Below are 20,291 nucleotides of genomic sequence, written 5' to 3' on the forward strand. Positions count from 1 at the left end.
TCAGGCTGAGGGGATGGTTGTCAGTTTGATGCGCAGGGCGCGGGTCACTTGGCGGAGGTCGCCCTTGACCTTGATCCATGAACTGGTGCGTTCGCTCTGGCTGAGGAAGACGTAGCCGGGACACCTGGGGGTGGTGGTGAGGGCCTTGACCAGGGGCGGGGTGACCCAGACCCCGGCTGACCCGGTATCGAGCCGGATGTTCCAAAAGGTCCGTTGGGGTTCGGAGGAGCCCCGTTTGACGGGGGGGAGGGAGAGCATGAGACCGATGTCGTCCTTGGGGTCGAGGACACGGCTGAGGGTGACCCCGCCGGCGTCCAAGGCTTCCTGGTCCACCCAAAGCAGGGCCCCATTGCCGCGTGGTCCGCCCGACTTGGGGATGGCCAAGGGGGTGAAAAAACGAACGGGATTGGCGGTGGGTGTGGGCGCTGGAGAGGTGGCAGGCATGGAGGGGAATGGGGTGGGGTGAAGTGCGTGTGAATGAAGATGTGAAAATGAAGACGCCGGCTGACCGGGGTGGGGCATAGTATCCTTGTTACAGAATGGAGTCGAATCTTATTCGTCCCAGCTGTTTGGGTGATTAGGATTGGAAAGAACCGGCCTTTTCGTTAAGTTGTTGCCGGTTCGAGGAGCGGAAAAAGCGGAGAAAGAAATGGAAACCAGCCAATACCGCATGGTTCTCGCCCGATGGGGCGTCATCGCCTTTTTTCTCACCGCAGGGGTTTCACCCGTTCGGGCGTTGATATTGTTCAATCTCGACAACAACGCCAACCAGACAGATCCCGGAACCGGTGTGCCTTGGCAGACAGTTGGCAAAGTGACCAATGCCGCGGGCACGTCGGTGTCGGGTTCAGCCGTCTACCTGGGGGACGGGTTCCTGCTCACGGCCAACCATGTGACGGTGGGCGCCGGTTTGGACCACATCACGTTTGATGGAACCACCACCTATCCCCTGGACCAGACCTATTTTGCCGGACAGGTTTCTCGCTCCATCGGGGGCAGTGTGGATTTGAAGCTCCTGCGGTTGACTTCCTCACTGCCTTTTTCCGGGGCCAACCTGTTGCCTGTGGGGGTGGAGACGACCGGTCCTGCCACCGCCATCGGGTGGGGGGTCGGGCGCAATGCCACCCCGCTTGGCAATGCCACGGTGGGTTGGGGGGGTGATGCCACTTCCGCCAAGAGATGGGGCTTGAACGGCCCGGAGGCCGTGGTGAACATCGGTTACGGCAACGGAACCTATCAGGCCATTGCCACCTCCAACGGGGGGGACGACGGGGCCGGTTCGGCCTACAATCCGGACGGTCTGGGGGATTCCGAGGCCGCCCTGACGCTTTACGATTCCGGTTCCGGGCTTTTCCAAAATATATCCGGCAATTGGTATCTGATCGGGATCGGCACGGCGGTGGATGTCAATTTCACTTCGCTCTATGCCAACGACACCTTTGGCGTATCCGGCAGCGGGCATGGCAATTACTACGTCCGTGTTTCCAGCTACTATACCGGCATTCTCGCGGCCATTCCGGAGCCATCTACCTCTCTGCTGGTGGTTTTCGGGCTCGCGGCCCTGTCGCGCCTTCGTTGCCGTTCCCGTGCTTGATGGGCCTGCCCCGTTCACCAGTCAAATATCCAGCCTGGCGCCCTATCGATTCGCGCTTTGGCGCGCCATGACGTATCTTGGTTCCATGGAAACGGTCCCATACCCCTTCGCCGACGGCACGGTTTGCCAATTGCGTTTGTTGGCGGCGGGGGACGAACCGCTCCTGCAGGCTTTTTTTTACTCCCATCAGCCGGAGTCGATCCATCTGCGCTATGGCTACATGATCACCCAGATGACCGGGGAACGGGCGCATGAATTGGTCGCGGTGGACCAAAGCCGGGACTGTGCCCTCGCGTTGGTTGAGCAAAGCCCGGAGGGTCCTGTCATCCATGCAGTGGCGCGTTACTGTCTCGATGCGGATGGGAAAGGGGCGGAAGTCGCCTTCATTGTCCGGGAAGCCAAGCAACGCAACGGAATGGCCACGCTGCTGGTGAAGGAGCTGGTGAAAACCGCACGTGTCCGCGGGTTGGAACGGGTCTGGTCCCAAGTTTTGCGCGAGAACACCGGTGCGCTGCGCTTGTTGAAAAAATTGGGCTTCAAACAGACCGGGGTGGATGAAGGCAACCTCGTGATGACTCTTGCCCTGCAGCCCGCTCCGGGCGGAAAGAAAAAAGGGAAGGGTGCCTGAGGGTTGGAGCATTTTGCATTTAAACTGCCGCTCGTTCCCATGCTCTTTGAATGAGAGAGAACGGGCACGAGAGCGACTAAGAGAAACGAGTCGAAACCCCCGCCAATTGAACGCAATGCGCTCTAAAGGTTAAGGATTAAGGGTTAAGGATCTAGGGTCTATACCGGTGCCCGCATGGAGTGGGGTGGATTCGGTCCGAACTATTTTCGGATACGGGCCGTCGGGATTCGCGGGCAAAGGCCTCATGGCCCCATGAGATTTCCGCATCTTGGCCCAGGCGAATCAGACAAAAAAGGCGCCCGGGTAGTGGGCGCCTTTTTTAACCAAGGAGGATCACCAAAAATTACTTGATCATGCCTTCCAACTGTTGATCACGCGGGATGCCGAGTTCGACCGCGCGGTTGTAATGGCGGCGGGCCAGTTCGAGGGAGGGTGGTTTTTGCGTGGCGTAAATGACGGCCAGGTTGAAATGGGCATCCCCGTAGTTGGGATCCAATTCGATGGCCTTGCGGCATTCCTGTTCGGCCGCTTCCTGCCAGCCCTTCTGCGAGGCAGAAATACCGAGGTAATTGCGGGTTTTGGGATCGTTCGGGTCGAGCGCAATGGCGCGGCTGAGCATTTGCACGGCTTCGTCATACTTGCCCTGCTGGTAGAGGGAAATGCCGAGGATGGAGTGCGAGAAGGCGTCCTGGGGGGATTGTTGCACCGCTTTGCGGAGGTAGATTTCCGCCTCTTTGTAGTTCTGCTGTTGGAAGCGGACCACGGCGATGTTGGAAAGGGCGTAAAGGGAATCGGGGTAGGTGTTGAGGATGGTCTGGTACTTGGCGGCGGCCTCATCGAATTTGCCCTGGGCGAAGAGCTCGTTGGCCTCGCGGGCCAGGTCCTTGAATTCACCGGGGACGCGCGGGCGGTTGGCGTAGTCGGCTCCGGTTTCTGAAAGCGGGGCGGAGAAGTTGCCTCCGGCGGTGTCCGCCGCGACGCTGGCGGTGGGCTGGCGGAGCAGGCCTTTTTCTTCCTCGGTCAATTCCACCAGGGGAGAACCCAGGATGTCGAGTTGGGTTTTGAGCTTGGAGGACTCGATGTTGAGGGCGGCCAGTTCCTCCAGTGCCATGCGCTTGGCGACTTCACGCCGGGCCTGTTCCTTCATTTGCCGGTCAACGATGCCGCGCAGGAGGCCGACTTCCTTGCGGAGGGATTCCGTGGCGGCGGCGGTTTTGACTTCTGCTTCAGCAAGCTGCTTTTGAACTTCGTTGAGTTTGTTGCGGTATTCTTCGTTGGTCTTTTGCAGCGCTTCGTTTTCCGAGCGGCTGAGCGCGAGCTGGTCCTGGATTTTTTTGACCTGTTCCTGGAGGTTGACCAGGGAAGCGCCGCCGGGGGAAGTCTGCATGCTGGCAATGGCCCCTTCGGTGCTGCCCAGCTTGGCCCGCATCTGTTGGTTTTCTTTCATCAGCATCGCCACCTTCTCGTCGGTGCTGCCTTCGAGCGCGATGCGGATCTTGTTGTCGAGTTCGTTGACTTTGCTGCGGAGCTGGGCCGCCTCGGCCCGGGCTTCTTCCAGGCGTTCCTTGGTTTCCGAAAGCTGGCTTTCGAGGTCGCGGATGCGAGACTTGAGGGTCGAGGGTTCATCCGCCCCGGTGGCAGGGGCCCCGCCGTTGTTGGTCGTCTCGATCATCGGGGCGGCGCTGACGTTCAACTTTTCGTTGGGGGAAAGATCGCGCGGCGGCGCGGATGGCGCCGGTGCCATCTGGCCTTGGACCAGGTCCGAAGGAACCGGGGGGATGATCTGGTCGGGGTTGGCGTCAGTGGCCTCCTTGAGGGTGTCGATCTTGTCCTTGCAATACTTCTGCCGGTATTTGACGATGGTGGATTCCCAGTCGGGATTGCTTTTTTGGAGGGAGTCGAGACGGTCCAAAGCGATACTGTAGCGTTCACGGGCCGAGGCTTTTTGGCCGGCGATTTCCAGTTTTTCCGCCTCTTGGATCAGCAGGTAAATCCGCAAATACAGGTCTTGCGGCGAGCTGGCGGCACGGGCCTGGGGGCCCAGAACCAAAGCAAAAACCAACCCGAGTACGAACAGCATGCGCGTCATAGTCAGGCATTTAACAGTTTTTTAGGTAAAAACGCAACTAATATCATGATCGTATTTTAGCGGTATCGGGAGCAACCCCGTAAAGGACATGGGTTTGTCACGCTAGACCCGTTGACGGTCTGGTGTCGCTGTGCTAACTTTGCGCAACCAAAGAAAACCATGGAAGCGGTGCTCTCGCAACCCGTCCTCGTTTTGAACCGTCTCTGGCAGGCGGTCAACACCTGCTCTGCCAAGCGCGCTTTTTCCCTGCTCTATATCGGGCATGCGCATGTGGTGCATGCTGAGGATGAGTCCTTCCAGACCTTTGACTTCGAAAAGTGGTTCGATCACTCCCAGTCCAGCCGGGATGCGCATGGGGACTGGGTGCAGACCGTCCACTTCAAGATCCGGGTGCCCAAGATCATCGTGCTCATGGCGTTCGACCATTTGCCGATGAAGGAGGTCAAGCTGACCCGGCAGAACATTTTCGAGCGCGACAATTTCACCTGCCAGTATTGCCACAAGCCCTTCGAGCGCGCCCTCCTGAACATCGACCACATCATGCCCCGCGACCGTGGGGGCAAGACCACCTGGGAAAACGTGGCCACTTCCTGCATTCGTTGCAACACCAAGAAGGGCAACCGCCTGCCCCATGAAGCCAACATGCAATTGCTCAAGAAGCCGAAGAAACCCAAGCTCCGGCCCTTCATCAATGTCCACATCACACGCGAGCGCCACCCTTCTTGGAGCCACTTCCTTGATTTCGGCAACTGGAAGGTTGAGTTGAGCAGCTGATCCGCAGAATCGCAGGGCCGCTGGATCCCTACTGGCCCGTCCACATCTCTCCGCCGCCTGTCCCGTGCCTTCATTCCTGCTTGGAATCACCCCCTGTGCTGGTAGGGTTTGATGTCCGTCCTTAGCCGCCATGAATCCAGTCATTTACTTCGACAACAACGCCACCACCGAGATCAATCCGGGGGTTTTCGAGGCCATGGTGCCCTTCCTCACCCGGCACCATGCCAATCCCTCCAGCGCCTACGGCCCGGCCCGGGTGGTGCGCGAGGCCGTGGAGTCGGCCCGCGACCGCGTGGCCGCGCTCCTCGGTTGTGAAAGCCGGGAAGTGGTCTTCACCAGTTGCGGCACCGAATCCGACAACGCCGCAATCTCCTCCGCCCTGCAAACTTCCGGCGGTCGCCACCTCGTGGTCAGCGCGGTCGAACATTCCGCGATCAAAAACCATGCCGAGCGTCTTGAACTCCAGGGTTATGCGGTCACCTGGCTGCCCGTGGCGGGCGATGGCACCCTCACCCCCGAGCAGGTCGAAGCAGCCCTGCGACCCGACACCGCCCTGGTTTCCATCATGTGGGCCAACAACGAAACCGGGGTGCTTTTCCCGGTGGAAGAAATCGCCGCCCGCTGTGCCGCCCGCGGCGTGGCCTTCCACACCGATGCCGTCCAGGTTCCCGGCAAGCTCCCCATCCGGCTCAAGGATACGTCCATCGACTACCTTTCCATCTCCGGCCACAAATTCCATGCCCCCAAAGGCGTGGGCGCTCTTTATGTCCGGCGGCGGTCCAAGTTCCTTCCCTACCTCATCGGTGGTCATCAAGAAAAGGGCCGCCGTGGGGGCACGGAGAACACGGCTTCCATTGTCGGTATGGGGGAGGCCGCAAGCCGCGCCCTGGAAACGCTCGCTGTCGAGCAAACCGCGGTGCGCGCCCTGCGCGACCGCTTTGAAGCCGGTGTGCTCTCCTCGATCGCGGGTGCCCAAGTCAACGGTCACCGGGAAAACCGCCTGCCCAACACCACCAACCTGGCCTTCCCCGGGGTGGCGGCGGAGGCCCTCATCCTCCTGCTCGACCGCGAGGGCGTGTGCGCCTCGGCCGGATCGGCCTGCACCACCGGCTCGATGGAACCCTCACACGTGCTGCGCGCCTTGGCGGTGCCCCGTGAATTGGCCCTGGGCTCGGTCCGGTTTTCCTTCTGCCACACCAATACGGATGCGGAAGTGGACCGCGTGCTGGGGTTGCTTCCGGGCTTGGTGAGTCAGTTGCGGGAAAAGCCCCCGACCATCGAGGAAATACGCGCCCTGGCCGTGCATTGACCTGCATAGGCCCTGGGGAAGGGCCTCGGTCCCAAGCGAAACGCGCTCAGCGTTTGTGGTGACAAACGATGGGATCGCTTCCGGCGGTGGGAGTGAATTTCAACGGTTCAGTGCCGCGTGGGCCCTGGCGACGTGGATGTACTTTTCCGCCCAAGCGCGCAGGCCGGCCCGCTCCTCGGGTTTGAGCGGACGTACAACCTTGCCGGGCGAGCCCAGGACCATCGAGCCATCGGGGATGACGGTGCCCTTGGTGACCAGGGATCCGGCGCCAATGATGCACTGGTTTCCGATGTTTGCGTAGTCGAGAATGATGGCGCCCATGCCGACCAGGGTTTCGTTGCCAATGGTGCAGGCATGGATCATCGCCTGGTGTCCGATGGTGGTGTAATCACCGATGACCGCCGGCCCGTCGTCGGCCAAGTGGACCACGGTACCGTCCTGGATGTTGCTGCCCTCGCCCACGGTGATGGTCTGGATGTCGCCCCGGAGCACCGTTTGATACCAAACGCTGCTGTCTTTTTTCAGGGTCACAGCGCCCATAACGTCGGCTGAGGCGGCAACGAATGCGGCGGCGGCGGTATCGGGTTTTTGCTGGAGGTGGTGTTGCAGGCGGGCAGCGGCGTCCATGGAGAACTTTTTACCGCGAAGGCGTGAGCGGCGCAACGCCTCATGAGTGCGCGGAGGTCGCGAAGTATTTTATGTCTCCAGATCACCATTTGGAAAAGCGTCGCGTCCTTGGCGCAATTCGCGGTATACATCGCGGATGGAAGTTCGAAACCGCGAGGAAGTTCCCGCCTTCACCACCAAGGACGGATCGACCATACGGGAGTTGTTGGCTTATCGTAATTCAGAGATTCGGAATCAAAGTCTGGCCGAGGCGATCATCCCGGTGGGGGGAGCCACGGTAGAACACCTCCACCCCAAGGCCGAAGAGATATACTACATCCTTAAAGGAACTGGGAAAATGAAAATTGAGGGTGAAATAAGCGAAGTGGGGCCATTGGATGCGATTGCCATTCCCCCGGGGAAGGCACACAAAATCTGGAATATCGGAACGGAAGAACTCGTCCTGCTGTGCTGTTGTGCGCCCGCCTATGAGGATGGTGACACGGTGTTGTTGGAATAGCGGCCCGGGCGGCAGGGTGGGTAAAGCATCCTGGTGGAAAACACCCTCGGGTTGGAGGGGATGTTCCAAGGTTCAGCGGGGCCATCCGCCGATCACGGCTGGAACCAGAGGGTTTCCAGGTCGTCCGACTGTTCCTCCGTGCCCTGCCGCCAGCGGGCTTCGACCCTCAGGAGGAAAAAACCGTTGAGGGGGGCGTTTTTTTTGCCCCGGATGTCGGCCTTCTTGATCTCCAACAAATAACTCACGCCACGGCTGTCGCGATCCTGTTCCTCGCGCAGGGGCTGGATGTTGCCCTTTTTCAGGAGGGCAATGCGGCTTTCCATCTGGCCGCGCACATAGCGGGCGTGCTCGACCCGGCCGGCGGCGTCGATCAATCCGGCCAGCACCCGCCCGATGCCGACAAAGGCGGTGGCGAAAACCGCCAGGGCGATCAGCACCTCGAACATCACGATGCCGCGGATCAGTCGCTTGCGCGGGCCGTTCATCGGGCATCTCCGGCGATGACCCGGCTTTCCTGGTCGACGGCCCCGGTCAGGGGATGGATGCGGAAACTGATGAACGAGGCCCCCTGGGTGAAGCGCAGGCTCAGGGGCATGCAGATGCCATTGGGCTGGAAGACCCAGTCGACGGTGTTTTTGTCCCTGGGGCTGATCCAACGGTCATCGGGCCAGACCTGGACCTCGAACTTCACCCCCGGTGGAATGGCCAGTGTCCGGGGAAAGGGCTTGGAATCTTCCGCAGTATCCAACACCAGGCCTTCGCCATCAACGCGCAGCTTCATCTCGCGTCCGGACTCCATTGCCAGCGCCCGGGTGCGCAGAACCAGCAATCCCGCCTCATCGCGCAGACGCGCCAGTTCGGTGTCGCGCACCCCCATCTTGACGATGCCGGCGGCGATGCTGAAGAGGGTCAGGGCCAGGAAGAGGGCGATGCAGATTTCGATCAGCGTGAATCCCCGCCCGGGGTTGGGGCGGGGGGCGGCACGCTCAGGAGTCGGCAGCATGGCGACGGGTCACTTGGTGCCCCAGTTGCCGATATCGTCGTCGCTTTCCTTTTTGTCGGGCCCGAGGGAAAAGAGGTCGAAGCTGCCGGGATTGTGCGTGCCCGGGTTGCGGTAGACGTAGGGGGAATTCCAGGGATCGGTCGGGAGGGTGGCCATGAGTTGCTCCCAACGGCGCGGCACCGGCGGGCTGGAGGGCTTGTTGACCAACGCTTCCAATCCCTGTTCGGTGGTGGGCAGGGAGAGGGAGAACAGTTCATACGTGCGCAGCTGGGTGGTGATGGCGTTGAGGTCGTTGTCGACCTGGATCTTCTTGGCCACTTCGGTGGTGCCCTTGATCTTGAAGATGACCCCGCCGGCCAGCACGACGATGATGCCGACGACGATCATGATTTCAAACAGGGTGAAACCTGCTTGGGAGGATTTGCGTTTTTTCATGGGGTGAGGGTGTTGGAATTCGCTGGAGGTTGGATCGTTTGGATCGTATCGGGATTCAATCCCGTGGTGGCGGAGGGAACGGGCAGGAGGGCGGGCGGGGGATCGAATGCGGCCTGGAAGAACACGCGGCGGACGGAAGGGCCGCCCCCGAAGGACAAGGGGGCATCGAGTTGGAAAAGGTTGGAGCCGGCATGGAGAAGGGACCGGTCGACCCAGGCCCGGGCCTTGCGCCAGCCGGCGTGTCTGGTCCGTCCATCGGGCTCACGGAACCAGCCCGGATCCCAAAGGTCGGGGAATTCCACCGACACTTCCCCGGCCATACGGTTGTTGATCCAAAGCAGGAGCGGGCTGCCCGGGTCCAGATTGGCCACCTCGCACTCCCAGAGCACGCGATCCGGGATCGCCACCAATTCCGCTTGGAACGCCGGATCCTCGGTCAAAGCGACCGGGGCGTCCTGCAGAAGGGCGGCGACCACCCGCGAACGCAGGGCATCATCCCGGGGCTCGGGCGGCGCGCCCTCGGCTTCGCTACGTCCAATGCCGCGTTCGTCGAGCAAGACGTAAGGAGCCCGGGACTCATCGGAGGCGTAAACGGCGGAAGCGGCCACCCAGTCAAAGGCGAGGCGCTTGAGCCGGGCGCTGCCGGCGTCGCACTGCACCACCACCGCGCCCCCGCTGGCGGCGGTTTCGGCTGGGATGAGGAGGGTGCGGCGGTTGAGCATGTCCACCCCCTCGATCAAACGGTCGCCAAGGAGAAGATCGCCGCCACCGGTCCCGCTCCAGAGAACGCGCAGGACGCCGCCGGTGCCATCCTGGTAAAAGGCGGTGACGGCAAGCGCGCGTCCCGGTCGGGTGGCGGGCCGCACGTGGAACTGGAAGGCATCGAGTGTGGAGCCCGGGGTGGACTGAACGGAAGTGATCCAGGCCGGAGCAACCCTGGGGACGCCGGCATCCCAGACCCAGGGGTCGGTGGCACGGAGATCCGGCGGCGCCGCCAGGAAGACCAAGGCGGCGAAAGCGGGCAAACAGGTGTGAATGGACCGGGGAGTCATCGTTGGACCTTGAGCGAGCTGACCGCTTCCATGATGGTGTTCACCACTGAGTACGCCACCAAACCGACCCCGAGGGCAATCACCAAAATCACCGTGGGTTGGATCAGGCCCATCATGCGGGTCAGGCCGGACTGCATCTCCTTGTCGTAGCGCTGGGCCGCGCGTTCCAGGGCCCGCGGCAGATCCCCGGTGCGCTCCCCCACGCCCACCATGTCGGTGAAAAGCTGGGGGAAGATCCCGGCCACCTTCATGGCCCGGGAAAGCGACCCGCCGTCGCCGACGGCGTCGCCCATGCGGTCCATTTTGGCGCGAAGAAAAACATTCTGGGTGGCCTGGGCGGTCAGCTTCATGCCCTGCAAGAGGGGGATGCCGTTGGCGGCCAGACTGCCGAGGGTGTGGGCGAACTGGGCGTAAAAGCGCACCATGAGCAACGAGCCGAAGACAGGCAGGCTCAATTGGCGTTCATCCCACCAGGCCCGTCCGCGGGGGGTGCGGACCCATTGGCGCCAGGCGAATCCGATGGCCGTCCCGATCCCCAGCAGGACCGGCCACCAAGCGGTGACAAAACGGGCGGCGAGGATGAGCCATTGGGTCAGGAGCGGCAGGTGGCCCTTGGTCTGGGCAAAGAGCGATTCCAACTGGGGCAGAAGCACGGTCATGAACAGGATCAACACCACCCCGCCGGCGCCGCAGATGAAGGCGGGATAAATCAGGGCCTGTTGCATCTGGCTGCGCAGTTCCTGCATGACCCGGAGGTAGTTGATCTGGCGTCGCATCATGTCCCCCATCACCCCGCTGGCCTCACCCGCGGCGATCATGCTGCAGTAGAGTTCGCCGAAGCTGGGAGAGGCCTGGCGGAGGGCGGTGGCGAAGGGTGTGCCCTCGCGCACCAGCCGTCGCGCGCGCGCGGCCACGATCTGGAGATTGCCGGCCCCCGGTCGTTCCTCGACCACCTTCAGCGCTGCTTCCAACTGCAGGCCGGCATCCAGCAGATCGGCCACATCCTCGGAAAAAAGGATCACCTGTGCCTGGCTGAGCTTGACCGAGCCGCCCGCCGCCATGGAAACCGAATTCTCTACCGCCTTGAGAGAGACGGGCTGCAGGCTCTTTCCATCCAGTTGCTGGAGCGCGGCTTGCCGGCTGGGGGCTTCCAGGGTGCCCTGGACGCGTTTGCCCCCGGAGGCCACGGCGGTGTAGGTGAAAGAGGGCACGGCTTTGAAGGGTTGATGTTTATGTGTGAAGTTTTAAGCCCAAAAAAGCAGGGAATGGGGTGTCACTCATCCAGAACTTCGAGGTCGGCGGTGGTGACGCGCATCACTTCTTCGATGGTGGTCGTGCCCTGGCGGACCTTGGCCCATCCGTAGTGGACCAAGGGGACCATTTTTTCCTCGATGGCGATCCTGCGCAGTTCGCCGGTGGTGGCGCGGCGGCAGATGGCGTCGTGCAGGTGCGGGGTCACGGGAACGACTTCATAGAGGGCCAGCCGGCCGTCATAACCGGTCAGGCGGCAGCGCTCGCACCCGACCGCCTTGTAAACGGCCTCGGAGGGGAAGGGATACCGGATATCGCGCAGGTATTCCGGCGCGTGGTCGGTTTTCTGGCGGCAGTGCGGGCATAGTGTCCTGACCAGTCTTTGGGCGATAAAAGCCCGGACCGAGGAGGCGACCAGGAACGGCTCCACCCCCATGTCGATGAGGCGGGTGATCCCGCCGATGGCGTCGTTGGTGTGGAGGGTGCTGAAGACCAGGTGTCCGGTCAGGGCCGCGCGGATGGCGATTTCGGCCGTTTCGAAATCGCGCATTTCCCCGACCATGATGACATTCGGATCCGCGCGGAGGATGCTGCGCAGGCCTTTGGCAAAGGTCAGGTCGATTTCCGGTTTGATGGCGATCTGCATCACGCCTGAAAGCTTGTGCTCGACCGGGTCCTCGACGGTGACAATGCGCCGCTCGAGGGTGTTGAGCATGGAGAGCAGGGTGTAAAGCGTGGTCGACTTTCCGCTCCCGGTCGGACCGGTGACGAGGATGATGCCGTTGGGCAATTTGATCAGATCGCGGACGATTTTTTCCTGTGCGGGCTCGAGGCGCAGCCGGATGAAATCGAATTTTTCCTGCCCCAGAAGGCGGAGGCTGACGGTTTCCCCGTGGACGGTGGGGATGGTGGCCACGCGGACGTCGATTGCCTCGCCCTCGTATTCCAGGTTGATGCGGCCGTCCTGCGGGAGGCGCTTCTCGGCGATGTCGAGGTTGGCCATGATCTTGAGGCGTGCGATGACCGAGGCCTTGAGCATCTGGATGTTGGACGGGACCGGGGTTTCGGACAGGACTCCATCAATCCGGTAGCGGATACGCAGGTCGTCCTCCAGCGGTTCGACGTGGACGTCGGTGGCATGCTGGCGCAGGGCTTCCTGGAGGATCTGGTTGACGAATTTGATCACCGAGGCCTCGCTGTCCTCCTCGTCGAGGTCGGTGGTCTCCTGGCGCATGTCCTCCAGCGCCTCCTCGGGGTCGCGGCCCTCCATGATGGCCTCGAAGGTGTCGGCCCCGACGCCGAAGGTGTTGCGCAGGGCCTCGTGCAGCTTGGGGGCGGGGGCTTGGACCCACCGAATCGGACGGTCGAGGTGAAGGGGAACCAATTGGCGGGCGGCCAGGTTGAGCGGGTCGGCGGTGGCGATCCAGACTTCCTGCTCGTCGGCATGGACGGGAAGAACCTGGAAGCCGAGGGCGATCGAAGCGGGGATCAGGGCGCGCAATTCGGGCGTGGCGGAAAAGCCCGCGAGTTCACATTCCGGCAGGATCTGCTCCACCTCGTCTACCTGGGCAAGGGCACCGGAGGGCATCCGCTCAGGTTAGATCGTCCCGGCTTCGAGTCAACGACCGAGCGGATTCACTTCGGTTGCAGGAGTCGGCCCTTGTCTTCGTCGGATAGGGAGGAAGCGCTGATGGCGGCCCGGGCGGAGGCGGGGTCTTTTCTCAACCAATTGGTGAAAATCTGGGTCTGGCGGTTGCGGCGTTGGTTGGCGTCGGAGATGGTGCCGGCCCATTCCGCGGCCAGTTCGGGGTCGCTTTCGCGGGTCACACTGAGGATCTGCTCCACCGCCCGGTCGCGGGCTCCTCCGGCGGGAAGGTTGGCGATCCATTTCGACGCGGTGGTCTTGTCCTGTTCGAGCCACTGGCGGGCGACATTGCTGACAGCATTCTTTTTTTCATCGGTTTCCGGGAGGCGGGCGACCCAATCGGCGGCTTTTTGGGGATTCTGGCGGCTCCATTGGGCGGCCACAGAGTTCACGGCCGAGTACTTGAGGGGCCCGTCGGGTTGGGAATCGAGGAATGCGGCGGCGGCGGTCACGTTCTCCTGCGCCCAGCCGGAGACGGCGTTGCTGAAGGCATCCCTTCGGGCGGACTCATCGGGAAGACTTTGAGCCCAGCGCAGCGCGCCCTGGGGGTCGCGGCGTGCCCATTGGCCCGCGGCGGCGGAAAGGAGGGAACTTCGCGTGCGCTCGTCCTTGATGGAAAAGGCAAAGGCTGCGGCTTGTTGGGGGTCGGTATCCGCCCAGCGGTAGGCGGCATTCTGGACGACTTTGGCGAAAGCCTCGTCGTCTTGGGGGAAGGTTTTCAACCAGGCCATGGCAGACTTGGGGTCTTTTCCGAACCAGTTGCCGGCCACGGCGGCGATGCCCTCGCTCCGGTTCTGGGTGGCGTCGAGGTTCATGGCAAAGGCCATGGCCTCCTGGGGATTCTTCTGGGTCCATTGGGAAAAAATGTTCTGCGCGGCGTTGCGCAGAGCTTCGCCCTGGAGGTTTTGCCGGGCCCACTGGAATGTTTTGTTGGGATCTTGTTGGGCCAATTGGAAGACGATTTGGCTCATGGCCTGGTCCCGGGTCCGTCCGGGGGGGAGGGCGGTGGCAAGGGCGGCGGCTTCTTCGGGATTTCTTTGGGCCATGGTGCTGAGCACTGTGCTGAGCATGCGGTCTTTTTCCTGGCCCTCCGGCTGGGTCCGCACCCAGGCCATGGCCGCCTGCGGGTCCTGGTTGGCCCAGATGGAAACGGCGTTGGAGAGCAGGTTCTGCCGGCTGTCGCCGGGTGGCAGGGCCTGTAGCCGCGCCGCCGCCGCCTGGGGGTCCTTGCGCGCCCAGGCGTAAACCACGGACCATCCGCCGTTTTCCAGCAACGAACCGTCGTTCAGCGATAACAACATTTCAAAGGCCCGGGGCGGATCCTCCTGGGCCATCCCGGACATGACCGCCGAAAGGGCCTGTCGTTTTTCGTTCCCATCGGTCATGGCGCGGGCCGCGGCCAGGGCCGCGGCGGCATCCTGTTGTCCCCAGGCGGCAAACACTTGTTGGATGGCCATGCTTTGGAAGTTGCCCTTGGTTTTGTTTCTTTGTGCGTAGGCCAGGGCCTGGCGCGGGTCGGACTCCGCCCAACGTTCAAAGAGCACCGCCAGGGTTTGTTCCTGGTCCGGTTGGGAAGGCATGGCCACCACTTGGTCCAACAAGGCTGGAATTTCCCCCGGCGGGATTTCGGCCATCAAATTCAACAGCGCGCGCGTCCGCTGAAACCCCGCCTTTTGCTTGAAGAGCATGTTCATCCGGCCCAGGACGTCGCCCGGAGCCGTCTGGCCGCCGGTCGTGCCGTCCTCCTGCACGGACTTCCAGAACGGTCTGTTCACGGAAGGCGAAGTGGCAGCTTGCCCCCCGCCCGTTTGCTGGCCTGCCACGGTGTTTGTCTGCTCCACCGGTCGCAAGCGCCCCAACCCCCAGCCAAGGCCGAAGCCGGTGACCGTCCCCAGGATCACCCATACCCAGAAAGCGCCAAGCTTCATGGTCCGATGAAACACCAAGCGGACGCCCTCTTCGAGGAAAAAGGCGGGCGGGGTTTCCCTGATTTTCAATCTCCGATCCATCAGGAACGACAGGGCCGGACATGCGGGTATCCATCCCGTGTCCAAGCGTTCAGCATCCGCCTTGCCCTCTTCTCTGCGGAAGGCATAACTTCAGGGCATGGACCCATGGCCTTTTCTGCTCTTCGGGGGACTAGTCCTGGTGTTCATTTCAGTGGTCCTCGTTGGCTGGCATCTCGAAAAAAAACGCCGTGAAGCCTTCCGGGCCTTCGCCACCGCCGCGGGATGGACCTACCAACCGGAGAAAGATCCCGCCGCCGCCCGGTCCTACGCATTCCTCAGGCACTTCAGCCAAGGGGACAACCGCTACCTCCACCACCGTTTCCGCGGAGAGTTTTCCGGTAGGGCCTTCGATCTTTTCGAATACCACTATCAAGTCACCAGTGGAGCCGGGAAAAACCGGCGGACAACCCACTACCATTTCCGGGCCGCGGTCAGCCCGCTTCCGCGGGCTTTCCCCGAACTGGTGATTTCCCCGGAAAACTTCCTGGATCGTGTGGCCGCCGTCTTCGGATTCGACGACATCGATTTCGAGTCGGCCGAATTCTCCCGCACCTTCAAGGTCAAATCCCCGGACCGGAAGTTCGCCTACGATGTCATCCATCCCCTCATGATGGAATGGCTCATGCGGCGGACAGGGACCACGGTGGAAATCGAGGGAAACCATCTGGCTGTCATCGACAAAGGCACCCTCGACATCCCCCATATCGAACCCCTCCTGGCCTTCATGGCCGGAATACACGAGCGCCTGCCCGGGTATCTGCTCACCGAAAACCAAACGTGATGGAAATCGTACCCCTCCTGATCCTGCTCGTTCTCTTCGTTCTCCTGCCTTTGGGTTACATCATCGGGCAGTTCAACGGGCTGGTATCGCTCCGCAACCACATCCGCGAATCCTGGAGCAACGTGGACACCGAACTGAAACGACGGCACGAACTCATCCCCAATCTGGTGGAAGTCGCCCGGGGTTACGCCGCCCACGAAGCCGCCCTATTCGCCCGCGTTGCGGAACTGCGCACCCGGGCCCTGGGGGCGGAGGGAATCGCCGATCGTTCCGCCCGCGAGGGTGAACTGGCCCGGGGTCTGGGAGGTCTGTTGGCCCTGGCGGAAAACTATCCCACCCTGAAGGCCGACGCCCATTTTCTCCGCCTCCAGGAAGAGCTGGTCCGGACCGAGGACCGCATCCAGGCCGCCCGCCGGTTCTACAATGGCAACGTCCGGGAATACCAGAACAAGTGCGACGCCTTCCCCAGCAACCTCGTGGCCCGGGCATTCGCTTTCCGGCCGGCGGGTTACTTCGAGGTCGATCCCGCCATCCGCCAGGTTCCGGGAGTGGCCTTTGACTGATTCCGTCAACATGAAGCTGACTTTGTAGCCTTAGCGCAGGTTGATTGACTTCGCCTCATGCGAGTAAAGGAACAGCTTCAGGCACACATGTCTCCAGTCGCCAGCACAGAGAATCGGCAAACAGTGCCGTCTTGGAACCAACACTTCTCTTCATGGATCAGGCCATCCGATGCGAATCCCTTTTGCAGAAAAAGCGATCAGCGGTCGTAAAAAAGAATTGGCAGAAACGGGGAATTCGCTTAGTAAATGAGACTAGATATCAATAAGGAAGCGAATGTTCCATGGAAATGAAATGCCCACAAGTGCCTATGTTTAGGAGAAAAACACGGTTCCTAGCTGGATTTGGTATAATCTATCTCGTTACAGGGATTTTAGAATTAAAGGCTGGCACAGGATTGGGTTTGGATGGACTTGAAAAGACTGCAGATGAGGGGCCAGTCCCTGGCCTGACGGGCGATTGGGGTGGACTGCGATCGCGGTGGGAAGAAAAGGGATTCACTTGGCAGGGTGAATGGCTCCAGGATTTTTTCCAAAATGTCCATGGAGGCCGGGTGAAGAAAAGCTCCTACCCTGGGCTCATCGATTTGGGCGTCGAGCTGGACACGGAAAAAGCAGGGGCATGGAACGGAGGACTATTCCATGTCAATGCCCACTACACGTATGGCCGCGGCACACCGGACGACAGTGGCAGTTTCATCGACTCCAGCAGCATCAATGCTTACGACACGCTCCGGCTCTACGAAGCTTGGTATCAGCACACCACCTGGGATGGCAGATTGTCGGTGCGTCTGGGGCAGGTTGCCCTGGATGAGGAGTTTGCCACCTCCGACCTCGCCGCCACCCTATTGGTGAACAACTTCGGCTACTCCGGTATCGTTTCGGCATTCGATGGCCACAGCCAGTTTGCCGTGGCCGGCCTGGCGGCTCGAATCCTTCTTGAACCCCGCGTTCGTGCGGCTCCGGGGGCCTATCTCATGGGAGCGGTTGGAGAAGGAAATCCTGACGGGGCGGTGGACCAAAACGGAGGACCGCTCAACACCACGGGTGTGCGTTATGATTTCCAGTTCGGCTTGGTCGCAGCCCTGGAAGCAGGCTACCGACTCGACCCGGATCATGGCTGGAATGGTCTCCCGGGGGTGTACAAGGCGGGCTGTTATGTCCATGCCGCTGAGGGGCGTCCAACGCCCAGCCAGGCCTTCTTCGGCAGCGAGGTGGTGGAAAACCAGGTGGTCTACCTTCGCGCCGACCAATGGGTCTGGACGGAAAGCAAGGAACCCTCACAGGGTCTGGCCCTCTTCGCTTAATTCGACCATGCCCCCAGCGTGATCAACGACCACAATTGGGAACTGGGCGGGGGTCTGGTCTATACCGGGTTAATCCCCGGGCGTGACGCCGACGCGGCCGCAATCGGCGTGCTCAACACCAACCATTCCGGAAGCTTCCAAACAGCAAACACCGACAGCAACGGGCAATTCCACGACGGCAACGAATTCGTGGTCGAGGTCTGTTATGTGTGCCAAGCGACACCCTGGTGGAAGGTCCAGCCCGACATCCAATACATTGTCAACCCATCGGGCGGGATACCCCGGGATCAAGATGGCCGTTTTGCCGGCGACGCGCTGGTGGTCGGTATCCGCAGCACGCTCCTTTTTTGAAAGGACGCCTACCGAACGGCGCTTTAAGACTTGAAGAATCGTGACCAATCGACGCCGCGCATGTTGCCGGTGTCGAGGAACTGCTGATGCATGGCGAAGGCCCCGCCGAGTGTGGCCGGGGTGTGGCCGTTTTTCACCCGGTCGAAGTAGCCGTGCAATTCTTCCCGGAAATCGGGGTGGGCGCAGCAGTCGACGATGAGTGAGGCACGCTCGTGCGGATTCTTCCCGCGCAGATCGGCCACGCCCTGTTCGGTGACGATGACCTGCACCGAGTGTTCGCTGTGATCCATGTGGCTGACCAGGGGCACGATCGGGCTGATTTTCCCGCCCTTGGCCAGGGAAGGACAGGTGAAGATGGAGATGTAGCCGTTGCGGGTGAAGTCGCCGGAACCGCCGATTCCGTTCATCATGTTGGAGCCCATGACGTGGGTGGAATTGACGTTGCCGGAGAGGTCGACCTCGAGGGCGGTGTTGACGGTGATGATCCCCAGGCGGCGGACCAGTTCGGGATGGTTGGTGATTTCCTGCGGGCGCAGGCAGAGGCGCGGGCGGTAGAAATCCAGATTGGCGTAGATTTCCTGGAGAACTGGCGGACTGACGGTCAAGGAGGTGCCGGTGGCGAAGAGGCACTTGCCCGATTTGATCAGGGCGATGACCGAATCCTGGATGACTTCGGAAAACATTTCAAAGGGCGGGATGTCGGGGTGCTGGCCGATGGCGGCCAGGACGGCATTGGCGATGTTGCCCACGCCGGATTGCAAGGGGAGGAAGTCCGGGGGGATGCGACCGGCCCGGATCTCGGCGGCCAGGAACCCGGCCACGTTGCGTCCGATCTGGTTGGTGGTTTCATCCGCCGGGTCGAAGCCGCCCACTTCGTCGGGCAGATTGGTCTCGATGAGACCGGCAATTTTGGAGGGATCGACCTTGATGTAGGGGCGTCCGATCCGGTTGGAACAATTGGTGAGGGGGATGGGATCGCGGTAGGGCGGGTCCTTGGGTTCGTAAATGTCGTGCAGTCCGCGCAGGGCGGCGGGATGGGCCCGGTTGACTTCAATCAGGATCTTGTCGGCCACACGGCAAAATGTGGGGGAGGCGCCCACGGAGGTCGTGGGGTAGATGCGCCCGTCCTCGGTCACGTCACAGGCCTCGATGATGGCCCACTGGAATTTGCCCAGGAATCCGTAGCGCACGTTCTGGGGAAGGGTGGAGAGGTGCATGTCGAAGAAGCGGGTCTTGCCGGAGTTGATGGCCTCGCGCAGGTGCTTGTTCGATTGATAGGGCGTGCGCCAGGCGATGGCCTCGGCCCGGGCGAGTTCGCCGTCGAGGGAATCCCCGGTGGAGGCGCCGGTCACCACCCCAATTTGCAGGGGGCGTCCTGCTGCATGTTCGTTTTTGGCGCGGATGGCAAGGGCTTTCGGAATGGCCTTGGCGGCACCGGCGGGGGTAAAGCCGGAAAATCCGATGGTGTCACCGTGTTGGATGAGGGAGGCGGCCTGTTCGGCGGTGAGGCGGGGGAGGGGCATGGCTGGAGAGTTTTTGGGTTTAAGTATTCAGTTTTAAGCTGAGGGGGTTATTCGATCTGCAGCATGGCCTGGCCTTCTTCGACGGCGTCACCGACGGCCACGTGGAGGGCGGTGACCTTTCCGGAACGGTTGGCGTTGACGAAGGTGTTCATTTTCATGGCTTCGAGGGTGAGGAGTTGGTCGCCTTCTTTGACTTCCTGGCCGACCTGGACGCCGACCGCGACCACGCGTCCGGCGAGCGGGCTGAGGATACTGCCGGGACCAGCGGGAGCGGTTGGTGAGGAAGCGGCCGGGGCCGCGGGAGTGGCGGGGCTGGGTGGGCTCGTCCTGGCAACAGGAGCAGGCGCAGGTGCGCTGACGGGAACGACGGCAGGGTGGCCGGTGTCGAGGACCTCGACGTCGACTTCGTAGGCCTTGCCTTCAATGGTGACTCGGAGTTTTTTGATCATGGGGATGGGGGTGAGTGGAGGAGTGAGGGGTTCAGCGCACTTTGTGGGAACTGAAGATGGCGGAGCGGCCTTCCACGGTCCAGGTATGGAGCATGGATTGGGTCCATTCCGGGGGGGTGTCGAGGGCACGGGCGTCGAGGAGGATGTGGGGTTGGCGGACCAGGCTGGAGACGACGGCGGTGATGATGGCCAGATGATGGGCGGGGATGGGTTCGGCTGCCGGAGACGATGCGGGGACAGTCGAGGACTGTGCCGGAGTGTCGGTGGATCCAATGGGCTTGAGGCCCATCCCTTTGATGCGCGACAGCAGGGTGAGGTTGACCGCGATGAGGGCGATGACGCAGGTGACCAGCACCAAGACGAGGGGGACAAGCATGCCGAATGAGGGATCTGGGTTCATGGCGG

General features: G+C 61.7%; 22 protein-coding genes. 9 read left to right on the forward strand and 13 right to left on the reverse strand.

The features are described 5' to 3' along the window. Entirely contained in the window at nt 1-444 is a 444-nt protein-coding gene (locus SFU85_06130) for a hypothetical protein (GenBank protein MDX6766350.1), read from the reverse strand. Nucleotides 445-613: 169 nt separating this feature from the next. Here SFU85_06130 and SFU85_06135 point away from each other — a divergent pair, with 169 nt between their 5' ends. Continuing rightward, nucleotides 614-1,594, forward strand: coding sequence for a PEP-CTERM sorting domain-containing protein (locus SFU85_06135; GenBank protein ID MDX6766351.1), 981 nt, complete (start codon nt 614-616; stop codon nt 1,592-1,594). Between the two features lie 85 nt (nt 1,595-1,679). Next, nucleotides 1,680-2,222: a GNAT family N-acetyltransferase gene (locus tag SFU85_06140; GenBank protein MDX6766352.1), complete on the forward strand. Its 543-nt coding sequence runs from the start codon at nt 1,680-1,682 to the stop codon at nt 2,220-2,222. Nucleotides 2,223-2,565: 343 nt separating this feature from the next. On the opposite strand, the gene SFU85_06145 is transcribed toward SFU85_06140, so the two are convergent. Beyond that, complete coding sequence (locus SFU85_06145; protein ID MDX6766353.1) at nt 2,566-4,311, reverse strand: tetratricopeptide repeat protein; 1,746 nt, start codon at nt 4,309-4,311, stop codon at nt 2,566-2,568. 159 nt (nt 4,312-4,470) lie between these two features. On the opposite strand from SFU85_06145, the gene SFU85_06150 reads away from it, so the two are divergent. Next, nucleotides 4,471-5,085: an HNH endonuclease gene (locus tag SFU85_06150; protein MDX6766354.1), complete on the forward strand. Its 615-nt coding sequence runs from the start codon at nt 4,471-4,473 to the stop codon at nt 5,083-5,085. Nucleotides 5,086-5,215: 130 nt separating this feature from the next. Next, entirely contained in the window at nt 5,216-6,394 is a 1,179-nt protein-coding gene (locus SFU85_06155; protein ID MDX6766355.1) for an aminotransferase class V-fold PLP-dependent enzyme, read from the forward strand. A gap of 99 nt (nt 6,395-6,493) precedes the next feature. Here SFU85_06155 and SFU85_06160 read toward each other — a convergent pair whose 3' ends face one another. After that, nucleotides 6,494-7,021 carry a gamma carbonic anhydrase family protein gene (locus SFU85_06160; GenBank protein ID MDX6766356.1) on the reverse strand — a complete coding sequence of 176 codons (528 nt, stop codon included), beginning with the start codon at nt 7,019-7,021 and terminating at the stop codon, nt 6,494-6,496. 136 nt (nt 7,022-7,157) lie between these two features. Between SFU85_06160 and SFU85_06165 the strand changes: the two genes are divergently transcribed. Next, on the forward strand, nt 7,158-7,520 hold the full coding sequence (locus SFU85_06165) for a cupin domain-containing protein (GenBank protein ID MDX6766357.1): 363 nt from the start codon (nt 7,158-7,160) through the stop codon (nt 7,518-7,520). A gap of 92 nt (nt 7,521-7,612) precedes the next feature. Here SFU85_06165 and SFU85_06170 read toward each other — a convergent pair whose 3' ends face one another. The 7 genes from SFU85_06170 to SFU85_06200 all read right to left on the reverse strand — a co-directional run bounded on the left by SFU85_06170 (nt 7,613) and on the right by SFU85_06200 (nt 14,834). Further along, entirely contained in the window at nt 7,613-8,005 is a 393-nt protein-coding gene (locus SFU85_06170; protein ID MDX6766358.1) for a hypothetical protein, read from the reverse strand. Continuing rightward, on the reverse strand, nt 8,002-8,523 hold the full coding sequence (locus SFU85_06175; GenBank protein MDX6766359.1) for a hypothetical protein: 522 nt from the start codon (nt 8,521-8,523) through the stop codon (nt 8,002-8,004). The genes SFU85_06170 and SFU85_06175 overlap by 4 nt, the downstream gene beginning before the upstream one ends. Nucleotides 8,524-8,532: 9 nt before the next feature. Beyond that, complete coding sequence (gspG, locus tag SFU85_06180; GenBank protein ID MDX6766360.1) at nt 8,533-8,958, reverse strand: type II secretion system major pseudopilin GspG; 426 nt, start codon at nt 8,956-8,958, stop codon at nt 8,533-8,535. Continuing rightward, complete coding sequence (locus SFU85_06185) at nt 8,955-10,010, reverse strand: hypothetical protein (GenBank protein MDX6766361.1); 1,056 nt, start codon at nt 10,008-10,010, stop codon at nt 8,955-8,957. The genes gspG and SFU85_06185 overlap by 4 nt, the downstream gene beginning before the upstream one ends. Continuing rightward, on the reverse strand, nt 10,007-11,221 hold the full coding sequence (locus tag SFU85_06190) for a type II secretion system F family protein (GenBank protein ID MDX6766362.1): 1,215 nt from the start codon (nt 11,219-11,221) through the stop codon (nt 10,007-10,009). The genes SFU85_06185 and SFU85_06190 overlap by 4 nt, the downstream gene beginning before the upstream one ends. A gap of 62 nt (nt 11,222-11,283) precedes the next feature. Next, nucleotides 11,284-12,849, reverse strand: coding sequence for a GspE/PulE family protein (locus tag SFU85_06195; protein ID MDX6766363.1), 1,566 nt, complete (start codon nt 12,847-12,849; stop codon nt 11,284-11,286). Nucleotides 12,850-12,896: 47 nt separating this feature from the next. Then, complete coding sequence (locus tag SFU85_06200) at nt 12,897-14,834, reverse strand: hypothetical protein (protein MDX6766364.1); 1,938 nt, start codon at nt 14,832-14,834, stop codon at nt 12,897-12,899. A gap of 178 nt (nt 14,835-15,012) precedes the next feature. On the opposite strand from SFU85_06200, the gene SFU85_06205 reads away from it, so the two are divergent. The 4 genes from SFU85_06205 (at nt 15,013) to SFU85_06220 (ending at nt 17,914) form a co-directional block, all read left to right on the forward strand. Next, nucleotides 15,013-15,696, forward strand: a complete 684-nt coding sequence (locus SFU85_06205) for a hypothetical protein (GenBank protein ID MDX6766365.1) — start codon at nt 15,013-15,015, stop codon at nt 15,694-15,696. Next, the gene (locus SFU85_06210; protein MDX6766366.1) at nt 15,696-16,259 is read left to right on the forward strand and encodes a LemA family protein; all 564 of its coding nucleotides are present in this window, start codon (nt 15,696-15,698) and stop codon (nt 16,257-16,259) included. Before SFU85_06205 ends, SFU85_06210 begins: the two co-directional genes overlap by 1 nt. A 551-nt stretch (nt 16,260-16,810) precedes the next feature. Further along, nucleotides 16,811-17,563 carry a carbohydrate porin gene (locus tag SFU85_06215; protein ID MDX6766367.1) on the forward strand — a complete coding sequence of 251 codons (753 nt, stop codon included), beginning with the start codon at nt 16,811-16,813 and terminating at the stop codon, nt 17,561-17,563. Between the two features lie 18 nt (nt 17,564-17,581). Beyond that, nucleotides 17,582-17,914 (forward strand): carbohydrate porin, encoded by a 333-nt coding sequence (locus SFU85_06220; protein MDX6766368.1) that lies wholly within the window; start codon nt 17,582-17,584, stop codon nt 17,912-17,914. A gap of 23 nt (nt 17,915-17,937) precedes the next feature. Here the strand turns inward: SFU85_06220 and SFU85_06225 are convergent, their stop codons facing one another. From SFU85_06225 to SFU85_06235, 3 genes are read right to left on the reverse strand one after another with little or no spacing between them, the layout of a single operon-like run. Beyond that, the gene (locus SFU85_06225) at nt 17,938-19,437 is read right to left on the reverse strand and encodes an acetyl-CoA hydrolase/transferase family protein (GenBank protein MDX6766369.1); all 1,500 of its coding nucleotides are present in this window, start codon (nt 19,435-19,437) and stop codon (nt 17,938-17,940) included. 47 nt (nt 19,438-19,484) lie between these two features. Further along, the gene (locus tag SFU85_06230; GenBank protein ID MDX6766370.1) at nt 19,485-19,886 is read right to left on the reverse strand and encodes a biotin/lipoyl-containing protein; all 402 of its coding nucleotides are present in this window, start codon (nt 19,884-19,886) and stop codon (nt 19,485-19,487) included. A 31-nt stretch (nt 19,887-19,917) separates the two neighbouring features. Further along, nucleotides 19,918-20,286 carry a hypothetical protein gene (locus tag SFU85_06235; protein ID MDX6766371.1) on the reverse strand — a complete coding sequence of 123 codons (369 nt, stop codon included), beginning with the start codon at nt 20,284-20,286 and terminating at the stop codon, nt 19,918-19,920. Nucleotides 20,287-20,291: the final 5 nt, after the last annotated feature.

This window comes from Candidatus Methylacidiphilales bacterium, from assembly GCA_033875315.1.
GTDB lineage: Bacteria > Verrucomicrobiota > Verrucomicrobiia > Methylacidiphilales > CAZTYG01 > JANRJG01.

Bases quoted from the DNA above. Each gene is read 5' to 3' on its own strand.
- SFU85_06140 (MDX6766352.1), top strand. From the start codon at position 1,680: ATGGAAACGGTCCCATACCCCTTCGCCGACGGCACGGTTTGCCAATTG.
- SFU85_06155 (MDX6766355.1), top strand. From the start codon at position 5,216: ATGAATCCAGTCATTTACTTCGACAACAACGCCACCACCGAGATCAAT.
- SFU85_06160 (MDX6766356.1), bottom strand. From the start codon at position 7,021: ATGGACGCCGCTGCCCGCCTGCAACACCACCTCCAGCAAAAACCCGAT.
- SFU85_06130 (MDX6766350.1), bottom strand. From the start codon at position 444: ATGCCTGCCACCTCTCCAGCGCCCACACCCACCGCCAATCCCGTTCGT.
- SFU85_06235 (MDX6766371.1), bottom strand. From the start codon at position 20,286: ATGAACCCAGATCCCTCATTCGGCATGCTTGTCCCCCTCGTCTTGGTG.
- SFU85_06150 (MDX6766354.1), top strand. From the start codon at position 4,471: ATGGAAGCGGTGCTCTCGCAACCCGTCCTCGTTTTGAACCGTCTCTGG.
- SFU85_06185 (MDX6766361.1), bottom strand. From the start codon at position 10,010: ATGACTCCCCGGTCCATTCACACCTGTTTGCCCGCTTTCGCCGCCTTG.
- SFU85_06165 (MDX6766357.1), top strand. From the start codon at position 7,158: ATGGAAGTTCGAAACCGCGAGGAAGTTCCCGCCTTCACCACCAAGGAC.
- SFU85_06145 (MDX6766353.1), bottom strand. From the start codon at position 4,311: ATGACGCGCATGCTGTTCGTACTCGGGTTGGTTTTTGCTTTGGTTCTG.
- SFU85_06200 (MDX6766364.1), bottom strand. From the start codon at position 14,834: ATGAAGCTTGGCGCTTTCTGGGTATGGGTGATCCTGGGGACGGTCACC.
- SFU85_06210 (MDX6766366.1), top strand. From the start codon at position 15,696: ATGGAAATCGTACCCCTCCTGATCCTGCTCGTTCTCTTCGTTCTCCTG.
- SFU85_06230 (MDX6766370.1), bottom strand. From the start codon at position 19,886: ATGATCAAAAAACTCCGAGTCACCATTGAAGGCAAGGCCTACGAAGTC.
- SFU85_06225 (MDX6766369.1), bottom strand. From the start codon at position 19,437: ATGCCCCTCCCCCGCCTCACCGCCGAACAGGCCGCCTCCCTCATCCAA.
- SFU85_06205 (MDX6766365.1), top strand. From the start codon at position 15,013: ATGGACCCATGGCCTTTTCTGCTCTTCGGGGGACTAGTCCTGGTGTTC.
- SFU85_06175 (MDX6766359.1), bottom strand. From the start codon at position 8,523: ATGCTGCCGACTCCTGAGCGTGCCGCCCCCCGCCCCAACCCCGGGCGG.
- SFU85_06195 (MDX6766363.1), bottom strand. From the start codon at position 12,849: ATGCCCTCCGGTGCCCTTGCCCAGGTAGACGAGGTGGAGCAGATCCTG.
- SFU85_06170 (MDX6766358.1), bottom strand. From the start codon at position 8,005: ATGAACGGCCCGCGCAAGCGACTGATCCGCGGCATCGTGATGTTCGAG.
- gspG (MDX6766360.1), bottom strand. From the start codon at position 8,958: ATGAAAAAACGCAAATCCTCCCAAGCAGGTTTCACCCTGTTTGAAATC.